Here is a 16,262-nt window from a genome sequence, read left to right as displayed (position 1 = left end):
CAAACGTCTCCACTCGGCCATTGACTACCGGACCCCCAACCAAGTCGACACCGAATGGAGACAACAACACAGGGCAGCAGCCTAAAACCAACCAGTAACCACTGTCCGAAAAACCTATATCACTCCAGTTCTGGGTGCTGTAGAGGCTCGCGACGAGCGAGAAACGCGCGCTGCGCCCCATGGCCTGCGGAGTGGAGGGTTGAACCGTCAGGGGGGCTCGGTCATCCATGACGAGTTCTCCTAGTCCTGGAGGGTTATGCGTCGACTCTTCACAATGACCATGACCATAGACGATATGGTTAGATGAGGCAAGCCTTATTTTTAGTGCGAATGAGTGTTATCTGGGTGATCGCAAGCAGCGCGTTGAGTATGTGCGCATGGCCCGGTGGGGTCGGCGTCGTGGATGCCCAGGTGCCGGGTTGGCTGCACGGAGTGGGCTGAGTGCGTCTCAGCTGCCGCCGCCTCGGCTTCGCCCCATGGTACGGCCCTGTACCCAATAGGCCTGAACGGTTGTGTGGTCCTTGGGGAATCCCATGACCGATTTCAGTACCGGGCGCAGTCGTCTCAGTGAGGACGCCTCGGTCAGGGCCTGCACATGCCAACCTCTCCAGTCGCGGATGTCGATGGCGTCGGCCAGGGACCTCGCGCCCGAGCGCGGCACCCACCGATGCTGAAGCTGTGGGTGTGTCGCGACGGGCAGGGATGCATCGAGGGGGTTGGACTGTTCCAAGTACAACTCGATCGGTACCTCGTCCGGTATGGCGTCGATGATCGAGTTGAGCGCGGGTAGAGAGGCCGGGTCGCCGATCAACAGCATGCCTTCCGGTGTCGGATCTGGTAGCTCGAACGGCGTGGTTCCATAGATCGTCGCCCCGAGCCGTTGTCAGGCTGCGGCATGCCGCGCCCACTTCGATGCGGGACCGGCGGGTTCGTGGAGCAGGAAATCGATGGACAGTGCCCCGGTGGAGCGACACATGCGGATGGGGGTGTAACCCCGCTGGTGCTCGACGCCGGGACGCGTCGGATCCGGGAACCAGCAGCGGATGTAGGTGGCTGGTCCTTCCGACAGATCGTCGAACAGGCTTGGACTGTGGAAGCCGATGCGCCTCACGTGGGAGGTCAGCGGTTCCACCCCGGTGACGGTCAGGAGGTGATCCTGACCACCCAGCATGCGCAACAAAGCACCGGTCACGCCACGACGGGCCGTGGGGATTCTCCGATCGTCGATGTTCGACATGACGGCATTCTAGCCACATAGACAAGGCTTACCTATATTCAAATAGTTGAGCGCTTATTCAATTAGTTGGACGTTGTGAATGATTGGGTTCCCAGTGCTGTAGAGGCTCGCGGGAAGTGTAAGCCTCAGCCCATGATCTGGGCTGCTGCACTGGAAGCACGGGGTTCTGCAGGCAATGGGGTTGGCCGTCGAAGTGTTCTCCTGTCGCGGAAGTACTGCGCCAAAGCGAGCGGTGGCGACAACCACAGACAACGTTGTAGGTTAGCCACACCTAATCACCTCACGTCCCAATTGCCCAGAGAACCGGAGTGGTGTTTCATGTCTGATCCCGTGCAGGAGAGTGGGCGGCAGCGCATCGCCAGGATGATCGGCCGGCGCAAGGGACCGCTGATCGCCAGCGCATTCCTGTCCATCGCCGGAGCGCTGTTCGGTCTGGCCCCCTATCTGATCGTCTACCTCGTCGCCACTGAGCTGTTCCTCAGCCGGCACCCGGATCGTGCGCGCCTGCTCATGCTCGCCGCGTGGGCGGTGGCCGCAGTCGTCGCCAAGATCGTGTTCAAGGCCTTGGCCAACGCCGTCTCGCACAACGCCGCCTATCGCATCCTCGCCGATCTGCGCGTCGCGCTGGCCGATCGGCTGGCACTGATGCCGCTGGGTCGGGTCCGTGCCCGCAGCTCCGGGCACATCAAGAAGGTCTTGCAGGACGACGTCGAACAACTCGAACTCGGCCTCTCGCACGCCATCCCCGATATCGCCGCGGCGATCGCCGTGCCGGTGGCGAGCATCATCGCGATGTTCGTCATGAGCTGGCGGGCCGGGCTGGCTGCGGTGGCACTCGTGATCCTGGCCGTCGCCATGGTCGCCTGGGCCGTCAGCCGATCCTCCGGCTTCGCCGAGAAGGAGTCGAGCATCAAGGCCGATCTCAACACCACCGTCGTCACCTATCTTCGCGGTATGCGCGTGCTGCGCGGCTTCCTCGCCGGGCACATGGGCCATGCCGCGACCGACACCGCCATCGGGGCGACCCTGGACGTCGAGAATCTCAAGGAGGACCGCGGCAAGTGGCAGGCCGTCGCCGGCACCGCGCTGGTGTCCAACCCGCTCCTGCTGATCCTGCCGGTCGGCCTGTGGTGCACCGCGCAGGGCATCGTCAGCCCCGCCACACTCGTGTTCTTCCTGCTCGTCGGATCGGGATTCGCCCAGCCCCTGTCCGGTCTGCTCATTTCCATGGCCGTGCTCCAGTACCAGGTCGAGGCCGGCCTGAGGAACATCGCGGAGATCCTTGACGAGCCCGATCTGCCGGTACCGGACGAGGCCCGGCAGCCGGCCGGTTTCGCGGTGGAGCTGTGTGGCGTGCACTTCCGCTATGGCGAGGACGGCCCGGACGTGCTCAACGGCGTGAGCCTGCAGATCCCCGAGAGGTCCTCGCTGGCCCTGGTCGGCCCGTCCGGCGGGGGCAAGTCGACCCTGCTCGGCCTGCTCGCTCGTTTCCACGACGTCACCGAGGGCTCGGTGCGTTTGGGCGGGGTCGACCTGCGGGACATGGACCCGGTCGAGCTGATGCGTCGTGTGGCCTACGTGCAGCAGGACGACTACCTGTTCGCCGACACCCTCATGGAGAACATCCGCATGGCCCGCCCCGATGCCACGGATGATGAGGTGATCGCCGCGGCCGACCGGGCACGGGTCAGCGAGTTCGTCGACGAACTGCCCGAGGGCTGGGCCACCGTCCTGCCGGCCGGCGGCGGCCGGCTGTCGGGCGGCCAGCGGCAGCGGATCTCGGTGGCCCGTGCCCTGCTCAAGGGCGCCCAGATCGTCCTGTTGGACGAGGCGACCGCCTTCCTCGACACGGAGAGCGAGTTCGCCGTGAACGCCGCGCTCGGCGAGCTGCGGGCCGATGCGACAGTGATCACCGTCGCCCACCGCCTCGGCACCATCGCCGGCCACGACCGCATCGCCTATGTCCAGGACGGGGGCATCCTGCACTGCGACGGCCATGACGCGATGCTGCGTGACTGCCCCGAGTACGCGCAGTTGTGGTCCGACTACCTTGACGCCCAGGGCTGGAAGCTCACCGGCGGCAGTGAATCCGCCGCCTCTTCCACGCGGGCCGAAGCAGCCGCAAGGCCCCCTCGGATCGCCGAGGACGTCCGCAGCCGGGAGCTCGCCGAGGAACTGGGCGAGACGCCCCGGGTCCGTGGCCTGGGCTCGATGAATCCGGTGCGTCAATGGCTCGCCATGGTGGGCCACCAGCGTCGTGACCTGTGGCGCGGCGGACTGTGGCTCATCATCGCCGAGGGCATGCTGACCAGCGCGCCGGTCGTCGTTGTCGTGCTCGCCCTGCTCGACGTGTTCGGCGGGGCGCCGTCCGCCGGGGCCTGGTGGCGCTACGGGCTCGCACTGCTGAGCATCTTCCTGGTCCGTTGGGGCGTCGGTGTGGGGCTGGCCAGCACCTGGTGGCGGAAGGCCAACCGTTCCCTGATGCAGCTGCGGCGCTCGGTGCTGGGGCACCTGCGGCGCATCCCGCTCGGGGAGTACGACCGTCTGGACGTGGGCCGTACCGCCACGCTCGTAGTCTCGGACCTGTCCCTCATCGACTTCATCAATCTGCCCGGGAAGATCATCGTCGGCCTGCTCCAGCCCCTGCTCGCAGCCGTCGTGCTGTTCGTCTTCGACTGGCGGCTCGCGCTGGCGGCCCTGCTCGGGGTGCCGGTGTTCTGGTTGCTGCTGTGGGTCTCCGACGGCGCCGAGAAGAAGGTGCTCGGCCGTGTCATGCGGATGCGGTCGAGGGCCAGCAGCGATCTCCTCGAGTTCGTCCAGGGCACTGCCGTGATCCGCGCCAATCCTGATGCCCCGCAGGCCAGCAGGTACCGCGACACGGTCGAGGAGCTGCGCCGCAGCAGCGTCGCCATGGCCGTGCGGACCAGCCCTCTGACGTCCGCTGCCTCGGGCGTCCTGGAACTCGGTTTCGCCATGCTCATCTGGGTTGTCTGCCTGCGTCACCTCGACGCGGGGCTGCCCCAGTCGGTCGCGCTGCTGATGCTCGTCGTGTCACTGAGCCTGTACCGGCCCTACCAGGAGCTGCTGGAGCTGTCGAGCTACCGGCACCTGCAGTCGCGGATCGCCAGGCAGGTCGGTGAACTGTGGGACCTCGAACCGCTGCCCGAGGGCGAGCTTGACGGGCCCGCCCAGGCCGGGAATGGCGTGACCGTGGAGTTGCGCGACGTCGCCTTCTCCTACCGCGGCCGGCGCCGGGTGCTCGATCATGCGAGCATGACCGCCCGCCCGGACCAGGTGACGGCCCTGGTGGGCCCCTCCGGTTCGGGCAAGTCCACCGTCGCCAATCTCGTCGCCCGCTTCTGGGACGTCGACGAGGGCGCGGTGCTGCTCGCCGGCACGGACGTACGCGATCTGAGCCCCGCCGGTCTTGCCGGGCAGGTGACCACGGTCTACCAGGATGTCTACCTGTTCCCCGCCACCGTGCGGGAGAACCTCACCATGGGCGCCGACATCGGCGACGACGAGCTGTGGCGCGTGCTCGAGCTGGCCCAGGCGCGCGACTTCGTCGAGGCGATGCCGGACGGGCTCGATGCGATGGTCGACGAGGCCGGCGGCAATCTCTCCGGAGGCCAGCGGCAGCGCCTGTCGATCGCGCGGGCCCTGGTGAAGGACGCCCCGGTACTGCTGCTCGACGAGGCCGTCGCGTCGGTAGACCCGCGCACCGAGGTACGCATCCAGCGCGCCCTGTCCTCGCTCGTCTCGGGACGAACCGTGATGGTCATCGCGCACCGGCTGAACACCATCAGCGCCTGCGAGAACATCGTGGTGCTCGGCGACCGGGGCATCGAGTCGGCCGGCAGCCACGAGGAACTACTGACCGCCAGCCCCACCTACCAGCGCCTGTGGGCCGTGCACGAGCGGGCAGCCGCCTCGTCCGGCCCGCCCTGACGGATCGGCGCGAGCCGGTCATGCCCGTGTTCCCGGGGCCACCCGAGGGGGACCCGCCGGCCGAGACGCGCTGCGATGCGGCTACTGATGTTCCGTATCGGTGCCCGCGGGTAGCCTTGGCCAGGTGAATCACGAGCCCAGGCGCGTCGATCGGGACGCGGCCGCAGAGCACGACGCCGGCGAGGACTTCCCCCCGGCGGTGCCCGTGGACGTCTCGTCGGGCGGGGGAGCCGGGAACCCTGCCGGCCCCGCGGTTGACGACGAATCGGCTGCCGAACAGGAGAAGGACTGGTGGGACGATCCCGCCATGCCCTGGCGGCACAAGCCCGGCAGGTCCGACATCGCCTGCCTGGCCTGGATGGGTGTCCTGGGCGCCGTCAGTCTCGCCATCCTGCCGCTGCGGGCCTGGCTGCTGGGCGCCGCCAGCCGCATCCCCGTGCTGGTGGCCGTCACCGGTTCGCGCACGGGCGCCGCCACGTTCGGCGCCCTCATGCGCGAGGGCGACTACCACGCGGCCATCCCCTGGGTGCTCGTCCTGGTGGCCGGCACCATCATGAGCTGCAAGTTCGACTGGGTCTACTGGTGGGCCGGCAAGCTGTGGGGCCGCGGCATGATCGAGGTCTGGGCCGGCCGCTCCGAACGCGCCAGGCGCCGCTACGAGAAGGTCGAGCGCTGGGCGGACAGGGCCGGCTGGTTCGGCATGTTCCTCGCCTACGTGCCCATCCCGCTGCCGCTCATGGCCGTCGTCTTCGTCCTGGCCGGGGCCAACCGGATGAGCGTGCGGCGCTTCGTCGCCATGAACTGCACCGTCTGCCTCATCTGGCTGCTCGGCTGCACCGGGATCGGCTACCTGGTGGGCGCGCCCATCACCGCGGTGCTCGAGGTCTACTCCAGGATCGCCAACTACGTCGCGATCGCCCTCGTCGTGGTCGTCTTCGTCGTCGCATTCAGCAGTTCTTGGCGCAAGAACAATCAGGCTGCGCGGGCCTGATCCCCTGGGGCGGCCCGATCCCCTCAACCCTGCACTGCTGCCAGCGCTCGCGCATAGCCCTCGTACGCCTCGTCGCCGAACGCGACGAGGAGCGCGGTGCGCACCCGTGTGGGCGTCGCGGTGAGCGTGTCCACCGCGATGCGGGTCGCATCGGCCACCGGCCAGCCGTAGACGCCGGCCGAGATCGTGGGGAAGGCGATGCTGTCGGCGCCCAGCCCGTCGGCCACCGCCAGGCAGTTGCGGTAGCAGTCCGCGAGGACCTGCGAGCGGTCCTGGGTGCGGGAGAAGACCGGTCCGGCCGTGTGGATCACCCATCGGGCGGGCAGCCGCCCGGCCGTCGTCGCCACGGCCTGCCCGCGCGGCAGCCCCTCGGGCAGGCTCGTCGCCCGCAGCTCGCGGCAGGCCTCGAGCACGGCGGGCCCGCCGGCCCGGTGGATCGCCCCGTCCACGCCGCCCCCGCCCAGCAATGAGGGATTCGCGGCGTTGACGATCGCGTCGGCCGCTACGGTGGTGATGTCTGCGCGCACGATCCGGATGTCCATGACGTCATTGTGACGCGAAGAGCTCGACCGGTCACGGCACCGGTCGGTAATAATGTTGGGCCAGAGCGTCACGATGGGAGCGTCATGAACCTGGAAAAAGTCGTCTTCGGCTTCTTCGTCACCCTTGCTGCCGCACTGAACCTCGGCTTCTTCCTGGGCCGGATCGACGACCCCGCCCAGCACAACGGCTACGAGCTGGCGGCGGCACTGGTCGTCAGTCTCATCACCACGGTGCTGAAGTTCGGTGACCGCACCCAGCTGGGCGCCGTGCACCTGGCCACCTCGCTGGTGGCCGACCTGCAGCTGGCCGTCGCCGCGATCATCTGGGTGTGGGCCACGCAGATCGCGGCGACGACGATGACGCCCGAGCACATCTCCCTCATCGTCTCGATGTCGGGCGGTGCGCTATTGGCCAATCTCATCTCGGTCGTCCTCATGATCAGCGAGATCATCCAGATCAGGCGCTGAACTCGCCATGCCCGCAAGCTCAACGCGGAGGCGACGCCAGGGGGCGTTGACCGACGTCTTCTTCCTCATCCTGCGAAGGATGAGGTTCCCGCTGATCCTGCTCGTCGGGATCTACGCGGTGTGTACCTTCGGGCTGAGCCTCATCCCCGGTGTCGACGCCCAGGGCAATCCCACCGAGCCGATGGACATGTTCACGGCCTTCTACGTCGTGAGCTTCACCGGCACGACGATCGGCCTCGGGGAGATCCCGGAGGCCTACTCCACCGCCCAGCGCCTGTGGATGCTCGGCACGATCTACGCGACGGTCATCGGCTGGTACTACTCGCTGGTGAACATCCTGGCCCTGCTCCAGGAGAACTCCTTCCAGAACGCCGTGCGCCAGTCCCGCGGCGTCCGCAAGATCTACTCGATCCGCGAGCCCTTCTACATCGTCGTCGGCGCCGGCGAGACGGGCACGCTCGTCTGCCACGGCCTCGACCGGCTCAACCTGCGTTTCGTCGTCATCGAACGCGACGAGGACCGCCTAGCCCGGCTGCGGCTGGAGGAGTTCCACCAGGACCCGCCGCTCATCGCCGCCGACGCCTCCCAGCCCCAGGTGCTGTCGAACGCCGGCCTGCTCGCCCCGCACTGCCGCGGCGTCATGGCCCTGACCGACGACGACGAGAAGAACCAGTCGATCGCCGTCACCACCCGGCTGCTCGCCCCGCGCGTCGCCGTCCTGGCGCGCATCCGCAACCGGGACGCCGAGACCCACGTCGGTGTCTTCGGCGGCGACCTCGTCGTCAACCCCTTCGAACGGTTCGCCCGCCAGCTCACCGCCGCCATCACCGCGCCCGAGCGCTACCGGCTCCGCGAGACCCTCATCGGCCTCAAGGGCGAACCGATGCCAGAACCCAGCCAGCCCCCGCGTGGCAAGTGGATCATGTGCGGATTCGGGCGCTTCGGTCACGCCGTCGTCGAGGAGCTGCGTGGCTCGGGCATCGAGGTGTCGGTCATCGACGTCGCCCACTACGACGAGGGCGGCGTGGACGTGCGCGGTTCGGGCATCGACTCCGAGTCGCTGCTCGCCGCCGGCGTCAAGGAGGCCGACGGTCTCGTCGCCGGCAACGCCTCCGACACGAAGAATCTCGCCATCGCCGTGACGGCCCGCGACCTGAATCCCGACATCTTCATCGTCACCCGCCAGAACCAGACGGCCAACACCCCGCTGTTCGACGCCTTCACCGACGACCTGTCCATGGTGCCGAGCCACATCGTGGCCCAGGAGTTCCTGGCCCGCATCACCACGCCCCTGCTCGGCCAGTACCTCAAACGCATCAGCCAGTACTCCGAGAAGGACTGCAAGCTGCTGTGCGACCGGCTGGCCCGTTACGGGCGCGGGCGTATCCCCGAGCTGTGGGACGTCGTGCTGCGTCATCACGGCGCCGAGGCGGTCTGTGAGGCGCTGGGGCAGGGGCGCACCGTCACTGTGGAGCACCTGCTCACCGACCCGGCCTCCCGCGGCTGGCGCAGCGAGGCCGTCATCCTCATGATCCGCCGCGGCGCCAAGACGATCGACCGGCCGGGCCCCGGGTTCGAGCTGAAGACCGGCGACCGGCTGCTCGTCGCCGGTTCGGTGCGCGGACGCGTCGACGTCGAGGTCGTGCTGCGCAATCCCAATGCGCTCAGCTACGTGCAGACCGGGCAGGAGGGCACCGGCGGCGCCCTGTGGCGCAGGATCAGCCAGGCCCGCCGCAGACGCTCGGCCGGCCGTTAGGACGCCACCGCTCACCGAGCCTCCCGCAGGCCCTCGGACAGGGGCCAGTGGAGGAGGTCACTGCTGCGCTGCGGCGTCCTCCGCAGGCTCCTGCCGGCCGAGGCGCCGGTACAGCCTGGCCAGTGGTCGGGGTGCCCACCAGTTCCACTGGCCGAGTACCGTCATCGTCGCGGGCACGAGCAGCAGCCTCACGAGGGTGGCGTCGGCCGTGACCATGATGGCCAGGCCCACCCCGATCTGCTTGACGGCGATCATCTCGCCCGAGACGAAGCCGAGGAAGACGGCGATGATGATGGCGGCCGCGGAGGTGATGATGCGGCCCGAGCGCTGCAGGCCGCGGGCGACTGCCTCGTCGTTGTCGTAGCCGGCCTGCCAGTACTCGGTGATGCGGGCCAGCAGGAAGACCTCGTAGTCCATCGCCAGGCCGAAACCGAATGCCATGAGGCAGGCCACGATGAAGGTCTCCAGGCCGGCGGTCCGCGGCAGTCCCAGGTGGCCGCCCTCGAACAGCCACGCCGTCGCCCCGAGTGAGGCGACCAGCGAGAAGGTGTTGATGAGGAGGGCCTTCAGCGGGACGACGAACGAGCCGGTCATGCAGAACAGCAGCACGAGGACTGCCGCGATGACGATGAGCGCCGCCCAGGGCGCGCCCTGGGCGATCGAGTCGGTGAAGTCGGTCTGCTGCGCGGCCTGGCCGCCTACCCAGACCTGGTAGCCGGGGTCGATGGCGCGGATCTGGTCGACGGTGTCGCTGGCCTGGGGGCCGACCGGGTCGTCGACGTCCATGAGGACGCTGATGAGCGTCATGTGCTCGTGGTCGGCCAGTTCGGTGGCGGTGACGTGGGTGACGTCGTCCATGGCCTGTATGCCGGACACGAATCCGGCCACGGCGGTCGGATCGGTCTGCGCGACGATGCTGATCGTGGGTGTGGCCAGCGCCGGGTAGTCGCCCTGGAGGATGTCGTATCCGGCGCGCACGGGGGAATCCGCGGGCATGTACTCGGCGAAGTTGGTGCGCAGGCGCAGCGAGCCGATGGGCGCGGCCATGACGGCCAGGAGGGCGACGACGAGGAGCATGACGATCCACGGGTGCGCCACGACGCGGCGCGACAGGCGGCTGAACACGCCGTCGTCGGACGATGTGTCGCCCACCGCGGCGAGGACACGCCGCAGCCCCGGCACCCGACTCAGGGCGCTGGGGCGTACGAGGTGGGCGCCGAGCAGCGTGATGATCGCCGGCACGAGCGTGAGTGTGCACGCCACGGCGAGCAGGGTGACGATGACCGCGCCGGCGCCGATGGTCCTGAGGATGGGGGAGCGCATGACGAACAGACCGCAGATGGAACAGGCGATGGTCAGCGCCGAGAACGAGACCGTGCGGCCGGCGGTGGCGACCGTGCGCACGACGGTGCCCCGCACGAGATCCCTCATGGCATCCCCGACGGGCAGCGTGCCGTCACGCCAGCCGTCCCTGGCAAGCTGGGCGGCGGTCTCCTCGCGGTAGCGGCTGACGAGCAGCAGGCCGTAGTCGATCGACAGGGCCAGGCCGATGATCGAGATGACGTTGAGGATGAACGAGTTGACGTCCAGGGCGAAGGTCAGGCACCACAGCGCGCCCATGCCGATCAGGATCGACACGATCGCCCCGGCCAGCGGCAGCCCCGCGGCGAGCAGACCGCCGAAGACGATCACCAGCAGGACGAGCGCCACCGGCAGGCTCACCGACTCCCCGCGCACCAGGTCCTTCTGCACCAGGCCGGTGATGGAGTCGGCGATGAGCGTGGTCGACACGACGTGCGCGCTCGCCGTGGCGCCGTACTCGTGCAGGGCGTCGAGCCATGCCCCCTGGGCCGCCTCGACCACCCGCTCGTTGGCGTCCTGTGACGCGTGGTCGCTGAGCCCCTCGTCGAGCGTGACGAGTTCGACGAAGCCATCGCCGTCGCTCGACAGCAGGGCCAGGGCCTCCTGAGAGGTGGGGTCCGGCAGCATGAAGGCGTCCCGGACGGAGGCGACGTCGTCGAGTTCGGCCAGTTCGCCGCGGGCCGCGGTGGCGGCCGCCGCGACACCCTGCCAGTCGCCCGCCACGTCGACACCGCTGGCGATGACGATGATCGTCTCGCCGTTGTCGTCGTCGGAGAGGGTCATCGAGTAGACGACCTCCGAGTCGCTGTCGGGCGTCGTGGCCTCCGTGCTCGCCAGCCGGTCGAAGAGGCCGCCGGCGCCCAGCCCCTGGAAGGCCAGGACGGCCATGACCGCCAGCAGCACCGCCCACCCGACGACGAAGCCCACTGGGTGACGGGACACGACACGGCCGATACGGGTGAACATGGAGGCTCCCTTGTCTCGCTACTCGAGCATTATCGCAGCGGCCCCCGACACGGGATCGCTGGCGCCGGGGTTTCGCCGTAGGCGGTGCCGGGAGGACTCCAGCCGTGGCGGCCGTGCGGTGGCCCGAGCCCTGTCATGGCCTGCCGGATCGAGGTGCCGGCGGCGCCATGGCGTACTGCTGGCAGAGGGCCGCTGTCGTCCTGTCTCCCAGCCGTGGGTGTCATCTGAGGGCCGGGCCGGCGATCCCGGATGGCCGGCGGCCTCGGATGACAGGTCGTCACTGCGCGGTCGCCGGTTCACGGTGGGCGCCGGGAAGCGGGCGTACCGAGGCCCCGTTCGTGCCGCGCACCCTCCACCGTGGAGCCCCCGGAGGGAGTCGAACCCTCGACCCTTCGCTTACAAGGCGAATGCTCTGGCCGCTGAGCTACGGAGGCGTCGCCGGCCCGGCCGGCGGCTCGTGCGGCACCACCGCCGAGCAAGAACCATTGTGCCGTCCGGGGGGCCGATCCGGCCAATCGCCGCGGCGGGCCGTGCCCGTTCCCGCTCAGTCGATCTCGCCGGAGGCGGCGACGAAGGCCAGGCAGTCACCGTGCAGGCGGATCTGCTCGTCGGCCTCGAAGAAGACCGACTGCCCCTGGTGGATCTCGCCGAGATCACCGCCCTGCCCGTCCTGGATCTGGACGTGTCCCTCGATGACGAGCAGGATTCGTGCGCGCCCGGCGCCGGGCAGCTCGGCCGGGCGGCCCAGCTCCAGTTCGGCGCGCCACAGGGCGAACTCGGGTTCGTCGGTGGGGTAGTAGGAGATGCCGGCCCCGATCGGTACGGGCGTGACGACGTCGGGCTCGGCCGGTAGGAAGCGCAGCAGCGAGACGAGGGCGTCGACGTCGATGTGCTTCGGGGTCAGGCCGCCGCGCACGACGTTGTCCGAACTCGCCATGATCTCGATCCCGGTGCCGCTCAGGTACGCGTGCAGGACACCGGCCGGGACATGCAGCCCCTGCCCGGCCTCCAGGTGCACATGGTTGAGCAGGAGAGCCGCCAGGATCGACGGGTCACTGGGGTAGAACTCGTCCAGGCGAATGGCCAGCCGCGCGAAGTCTCCCATCTCTCCCCCGGCGTCGGCGTGGTGGAGCGCCGCGCTGAGCACGCCGTTGATCATGGCCCGGTGCGCCTCGTCGGGGCACAGGCACTCCAGGAAGACCTCGGCCAGGCCGGCCTCGGCGCCGCGATGGCGCAGCGGGCCGATCAGCGGCTCGAGCGACTCGCGCGGCTTGAGGGCGTCGAAGAGCTCGGCCGTCCTGAGCGGGTCGCGGAAACCCCACAGGGCCTCGAAGGGGCCGAGTGCAACGAGCAACTCGGGCTTTGGCCAGGTGTCCTTGTAGGTCCGTGTGGGATCGTCGATCGGGATCCCCAGGGCCTCCTCGGCGGCGAAGCCGGCGAGCGCCTGCTCCAGGGAGGGATGTGCCTGCAGGCTCAGCGGGCGGGCCGCCGCCAGGATCTTCAGCAGATAGGGGAACTGGCCGTCGAAACGCTCACGGGCCGCCCCGAGCACCTCGGGGCGGGCGGCGACGAGCCGGTCGAGCGTCGTGTCCTCGATGGCCGCCGGGCTGGAGGGGTGAGCGCCGAGCCAGTACTCGGCCTGAGGCATCCCGTCCGACTCCGTGCAGAGGATCGCCGGGATGGCGTCAGGAGAACCCCAGGCGTAGTTCTTCACGACGCCCGTCAGTGGTCGCATGAGTGGTCCTTCCTTGTGTGGCGCGCAGTCACAGAGCTACCGACCCTCCTGGACCGCCTGTGTCAGGTGCTTCCTGAATATAGTGTCATGGACCCGCGTTCTTCGCCATGCCGAGCGCATCTGTCGAGGGGCACTTCCCCGCGCGGGCAACGAATCACAACGGTGTCATTCGGTGGGCTAGAATCGGGGCATGCCCCAGGTGATGCAGCAGATCGACGCAGCCGGCGTCCTGTCCGAGCGCGATGCCGCCATCCTCGACTTCGAGAAGTCCTGGTGGACGGCCCGCTCCTCCAAGGAGCAGGAGATCCGCGAGCGCTTCGATCTGTCATCGGCGCGCTACTACCAGATCCTCAACACCCTCATCGACCGCCCCGAGGCCCTGGAGTACGACCCCCTGCTCGTCAAGCGGCTGCGCCGCCTGCGCGAGCAGCGGCACCGCGACCGTTCGGCCCATCGCCTGGCCCGCTGACGGCCCCGGCTGATCCGCCGAGGATTGAGCCGGATACGCTCAATTTCGAGGCACAGACCTTTTGCACTCGCCATGTTCGAGTGCTAAAAATGTGGTCAGCACTCGGTGTGGCTGAGTGCCACCCGGGGATCGGGGGTGAGGCTCGTAGGAGCCGTCCGTCGCGGGCATCGTCGATCCGTCTCACATTGACAACGAAGCGCCGGCCCCGCCGACGCGGACAAGAAAGCGCCGGGCGACCGGCGCGGGAGGATTCCCACCGAACATGGCAAAGCTCATTGAATTCGACAGCGGGGCCCGCCGCGGCCTCGAGGAGGGCATGAACACCCTCGCCAACGCGGTGAAGGTCACGCTCGGCCCCAAGGGCCGCAACGTCGTCCTGGAGAAGTCGTGGGGCGCCCCCACGATCACCAACGACGGCGTCTCCATCGCCAAGGAGATCGAACTCTCCGATCCCTACGAGAAGATCGGCGCCGAGCTGGTGAAGGAGGTCGCCAAGAAGACGGACGACATCGCCGGCGACGGCACCACCACCGCCACCGTCATCGCCCAGGCCATGGTGCACGAGGGCCTGCGCAACGTCACCGCAGGTGCCAACCCGATCGAGCTCAAGCGCGGCATCGAGAAGGCCACCGCGGTCATCTCCGCCGAGCTGAGCAAGCTGGCCATCGACGTCGAGACGCGCGACCAGATCGCCCAGACCGCCTCCATCTCCGCGGGTGATCCCGCCGTCGGCGAGCAGATCGCCGAGGCCATGGACAAGGTCGGCAAGGAAGGCGTCATCACCGTCGAGGACTCCAACACCTTCGGCCTCGAGCTCGAGCTCACCGAGGGCATGAACTTCGACAAGGGCTACATCAGCCCCTACTTCGTCACCGACACCGAGCGCATGGAGGCCGTCCTCGACGATCCCTACGTGCTCATCGTCGACGGCAAGGTCTCGTCCCTCAAGGACCTGCTGCCCATCCTCGAGAAGGTGCAGCAGACCGGCAAGCCGCTCCTGGTGATCGCCGAGGACGTCGACGGCGAGGCCCTCGCCGGCCTGGTCGTCAACAAGATCCGCGGCACCTTCAAGTCCGTCGCCGTCAAGGCTCCGGCCTTCGGTGACCGCCGTCGCGCGATGCTGGGCGACATCGCCACCCTCACCGGTGGCCAGGTCGTCTCCGACACCGTCGGCCTCTCGCTCGACACCCTGCCGATCGAGATGCTCGGCCGGGCCCGCTCCGTCAACGTCACCAAGGACGCCACGACCATCGTCGACGGCGCCGGCGACAAGGACCAGATCCAGGGACGCATCAAGCAGATCCGCGTCGAGATCGAGAACTCCGACTCCGACTACGACCGCGAGAAGCTCCAGGAGCGTCTGGCCAAGCTCGCCGGCGGCGTCGCCGTCATCAAGGTCGGTGCCGCCACCGAGGTCGAGGCCTCCGAGCTCAAGCACCGCATCGAGGACGCGGTCCGCAACGCCAAGGCCGCCGTGGAGGAGGGCATCCTTCCCGGTGGTGGCGTCGCCCTCATCCAGGCCGCCGCATCCGCTGGGCTCCCTGAGGGTCTCACGACCGACGAGGCGATCGGAGCCCAGATCGTCTTCACCGCCGTCGAGGCCCCGCTGAAGCAGATCGCCGTGAACGCCGGCCTCGAGGGCGGCGTCGTGGCCGAGAAGGTCAAGGGCCTCCCCAAGGGGCAGGGCCTCAACGCCGCCACGGACGAGTACGTCGACATGGTCGAGGCCGGCATCATCGATCCGGCCAAGGTGACGCGCTCCGCGCTGCAGAACGCCGCCTCCATCGCCGGTCTCTTCCTGACGACCGAGGCAGTCATCGCCATCAAGCCCGAGCCGAAGCCGGCCACTCCGGCCCCCGACGACGGCATGGGTGGCATGTACTGATCCACCCTGGTGGGGCGACTCACTGATCCCTGTGAGGGGTCGGCCTTCACGGCCGGCCCCTCACCTTTTGTTCGGAGCGCTCCATCCTGCACCCCGAGTCGCTCGGTGGAATGACCCGGCTCTCACCTCTGTTCGGGCGGCCGATGGTACACGCGGAGCCTGCGGCGCCTTGCCCGCCCCCGCGTCTGTTCGGAGCGGTCTCCACAGCTTGCGCCCCTGAGCCGCTCGTTCCCCGGCCGGCTCGGGGTGCTGCCACGTCGGGGCGGAACGCTTCGCAGCCCTGTTTCCTGTCGCTCCAGCCCCAGACTTCTCCTGGGTCGAGTGGAGCCGGGCTAGCGGCTCGCTCGCCTTTTGGGGCTGTCCGGCCTGGGGCCGCCCCTACCGACCGTACCGGTGGGGCTCTACGCACAGGATTCAGCCTGTCACAGAGGACAGCGCCACATAGGCGTGCAGGGTGGGTCCCCGCGGCCGGTGTTCGGCCATCTCGTCACGTCATGGTCGGCCGCTCCTGCTTCCACCAACACGTAAAAAGCCATTGACAAGGTCATTCATTGGCTTGTTGGCGTGGATCCGATCGAGTTGGAGGACCCGACTTGCGTCGCTGGCGCGAACAGGGTAATGTTTCTCGAGCTGCCGCAAGGCAGTTCGACAACTGAAGAGGGACTCCTGGCAAGGGGTTCGGTGCTCGCTAGGGCAGTGATCTCGGTCTGGATGTCCCGACCGCCCTGAGGGTGGGATTTTGATTCCGATCTCAGGTGGTCTATAATAAACGGGCTGCCGTCCATGGTGTGGGTTTTGGCTTGTGCTGTGGTTGTGTGGTTGTTTCTTGATAACTCAACAGCGTGCTTCTAGTTTTTTTGTTTTGTCTGTGCCAGTTTTTGCTGGTGCGGGTTTCTTTGAGTG

General features: G+C 68.3%; 12 protein-coding genes and 1 tRNA gene. 6 read left to right on the top strand and 7 right to left on the bottom strand.

Annotated elements, in window-relative coordinates; genetic code table 11:
* The 3 genes from D9T14_RS14005 to D9T14_RS12735 all read right to left on the bottom strand — a co-directional run.
* On the bottom strand, nucleotides 1–229 hold a 229-nt coding region (locus D9T14_RS14005; RefSeq protein ID WP_220668349.1), incomplete at its 3' end, for a hypothetical protein.
* Between the two features lie 219 nt (nucleotides 230–448).
* On the bottom strand, nucleotides 449–817 hold the full coding sequence (locus D9T14_RS12740; protein WP_119162880.1) for a siderophore-interacting protein: 369 nt from the start codon (nucleotides 815–817) through the stop codon (nucleotides 449–451).
* A gap of 66 nt (nucleotides 818–883) precedes the next feature.
* Entirely contained in the window at nucleotides 884–1,237 is a 354-nt protein-coding gene (locus D9T14_RS12735; RefSeq protein ID WP_119162881.1) for a siderophore-interacting protein, read from the bottom strand.
* Nucleotides 1,238–1,555: 318 nt separating this feature from the next.
* On the opposite strand from D9T14_RS12735, the gene D9T14_RS12730 reads away from it, so the two are divergent.
* Entirely contained in the window at nucleotides 1,556–5,185 is a 3,630-nt protein-coding gene (locus D9T14_RS12730; RefSeq protein ID WP_170175761.1) for an ABC transporter ATP-binding protein, read from the top strand.
* A gap of 124 nt (nucleotides 5,186–5,309) precedes the next feature.
* Complete coding sequence (locus D9T14_RS12725; RefSeq protein ID WP_374955809.1) at nucleotides 5,310–6,176, top strand: DedA family protein; 867 nt, start codon at nucleotides 5,310–5,312, stop codon at nucleotides 6,174–6,176.
* 23 nt (nucleotides 6,177–6,199) lie between these two features.
* On the opposite strand, the gene D9T14_RS12720 is transcribed toward D9T14_RS12725, so the two are convergent.
* Nucleotides 6,200–6,718 (bottom strand): O-acetyl-ADP-ribose deacetylase, encoded by a 519-nt coding sequence (locus D9T14_RS12720; protein WP_119162883.1) that lies wholly within the window; start codon nucleotides 6,716–6,718, stop codon nucleotides 6,200–6,202.
* A gap of 84 nt (nucleotides 6,719–6,802) precedes the next feature.
* On the opposite strand from D9T14_RS12720, the gene D9T14_RS12715 reads away from it, so the two are divergent.
* Together D9T14_RS12715 and D9T14_RS12710 are read left to right on the top strand one after the other, a co-directional pair.
* Nucleotides 6,803–7,186 (top strand): DUF6394 family protein, encoded by a 384-nt coding sequence (locus D9T14_RS12715; RefSeq protein ID WP_119162884.1) that lies wholly within the window; start codon nucleotides 6,803–6,805, stop codon nucleotides 7,184–7,186.
* A 7-nt stretch (nucleotides 7,187–7,193) separates the two neighbouring features.
* Nucleotides 7,194–8,942 (top strand): potassium channel family protein, encoded by a 1,749-nt coding sequence (locus tag D9T14_RS12710; RefSeq protein WP_119162885.1) that lies wholly within the window; start codon nucleotides 7,194–7,196, stop codon nucleotides 8,940–8,942.
* A gap of 57 nt (nucleotides 8,943–8,999) precedes the next feature.
* Here D9T14_RS12710 and D9T14_RS12705 read toward each other — a convergent pair whose 3' ends face one another.
* From D9T14_RS12705 to manA, 3 genes are all read right to left on the bottom strand, one after another.
* A complete protein-coding gene (locus tag D9T14_RS12705) occupies nucleotides 9,000–11,270 on the bottom strand; it encodes an MMPL family transporter (protein WP_119162886.1) in 2,271 nt (756 codons plus the stop codon).
* 358 nt (nucleotides 11,271–11,628) lie between these two features.
* Nucleotides 11,629–11,704: transfer RNA gene (locus tag D9T14_RS12700), tRNA-Thr, on the bottom strand.
* A 110-nt stretch (nucleotides 11,705–11,814) separates the two neighbouring features.
* Nucleotides 11,815–13,005 carry a mannose-6-phosphate isomerase, class I gene (manA, locus tag D9T14_RS12695; RefSeq protein ID WP_119162887.1) on the bottom strand — a complete coding sequence of 397 codons (1,191 nt, stop codon included), beginning with the start codon at nucleotides 13,003–13,005 and terminating at the stop codon, nucleotides 11,815–11,817.
* A gap of 190 nt (nucleotides 13,006–13,195) precedes the next feature.
* Between manA and D9T14_RS12690 the strand changes: the two genes are divergently transcribed.
* Nucleotides 13,196–13,474: a DUF3263 domain-containing protein gene (locus D9T14_RS12690; protein ID WP_119162888.1), complete on the top strand. Its 279-nt coding sequence runs from the start codon at nucleotides 13,196–13,198 to the stop codon at nucleotides 13,472–13,474.
* Nucleotides 13,475–13,736: 262 nt separating this feature from the next.
* Entirely contained in the window at nucleotides 13,737–15,359 is a 1,623-nt protein-coding gene (groL, locus tag D9T14_RS12685) for a chaperonin GroEL (protein WP_119162889.1), read from the top strand.
* Nucleotides 15,360–16,262: the final 903 nt, after the last annotated feature.

It is taken from the genome of Propionibacterium australiense, assembly GCF_003666605.1.
GTDB lineage: Bacteria > Actinomycetota > Actinomycetes > Propionibacteriales > Propionibacteriaceae > Propionibacterium > Propionibacterium australiense.
Note: the sequence above shows the minus strand (reverse complement) of the source record. Positions and strands in the feature narration are given on the sequence as shown.

Coding starts and splice junctions, on each gene's coding strand:
- manA (WP_119162887.1), bottom strand. CDS start 13,005: ATGCGACCACTGACGGGCGTCGTGAAGAACTACGCCTGGGGTTCTCCT.
- D9T14_RS12735 (WP_119162881.1), bottom strand. CDS start 1,237: ATGTCGAACATCGACGATCGGAGAATCCCCACGGCCCGTCGTGGCGTG.
- D9T14_RS12715 (WP_119162884.1), top strand. CDS start 6,803: ATGAACCTGGAAAAAGTCGTCTTCGGCTTCTTCGTCACCCTTGCTGCC.
- D9T14_RS12740 (WP_119162880.1), bottom strand. CDS start 817: ATGCTGTTGATCGGCGACCCGGCCTCTCTACCCGCGCTCAACTCGATC.
- D9T14_RS12720 (WP_119162883.1), bottom strand. CDS start 6,718: ATGGACATCCGGATCGTGCGCGCAGACATCACCACCGTAGCGGCCGAC.
- D9T14_RS12705 (WP_119162886.1), bottom strand. CDS start 11,270: ATGTTCACCCGTATCGGCCGTGTCGTGTCCCGTCACCCAGTGGGCTTC.
- D9T14_RS12710 (WP_119162885.1), top strand. CDS start 7,194: ATGCCCGCAAGCTCAACGCGGAGGCGACGCCAGGGGGCGTTGACCGAC.
- D9T14_RS12730 (WP_170175761.1), top strand. CDS start 1,556: ATGTCTGATCCCGTGCAGGAGAGTGGGCGGCAGCGCATCGCCAGGATG.
- D9T14_RS12690 (WP_119162888.1), top strand. CDS start 13,196: ATGCCCCAGGTGATGCAGCAGATCGACGCAGCCGGCGTCCTGTCCGAG.
- groL (WP_119162889.1), top strand. CDS start 13,737: ATGGCAAAGCTCATTGAATTCGACAGCGGGGCCCGCCGCGGCCTCGAG.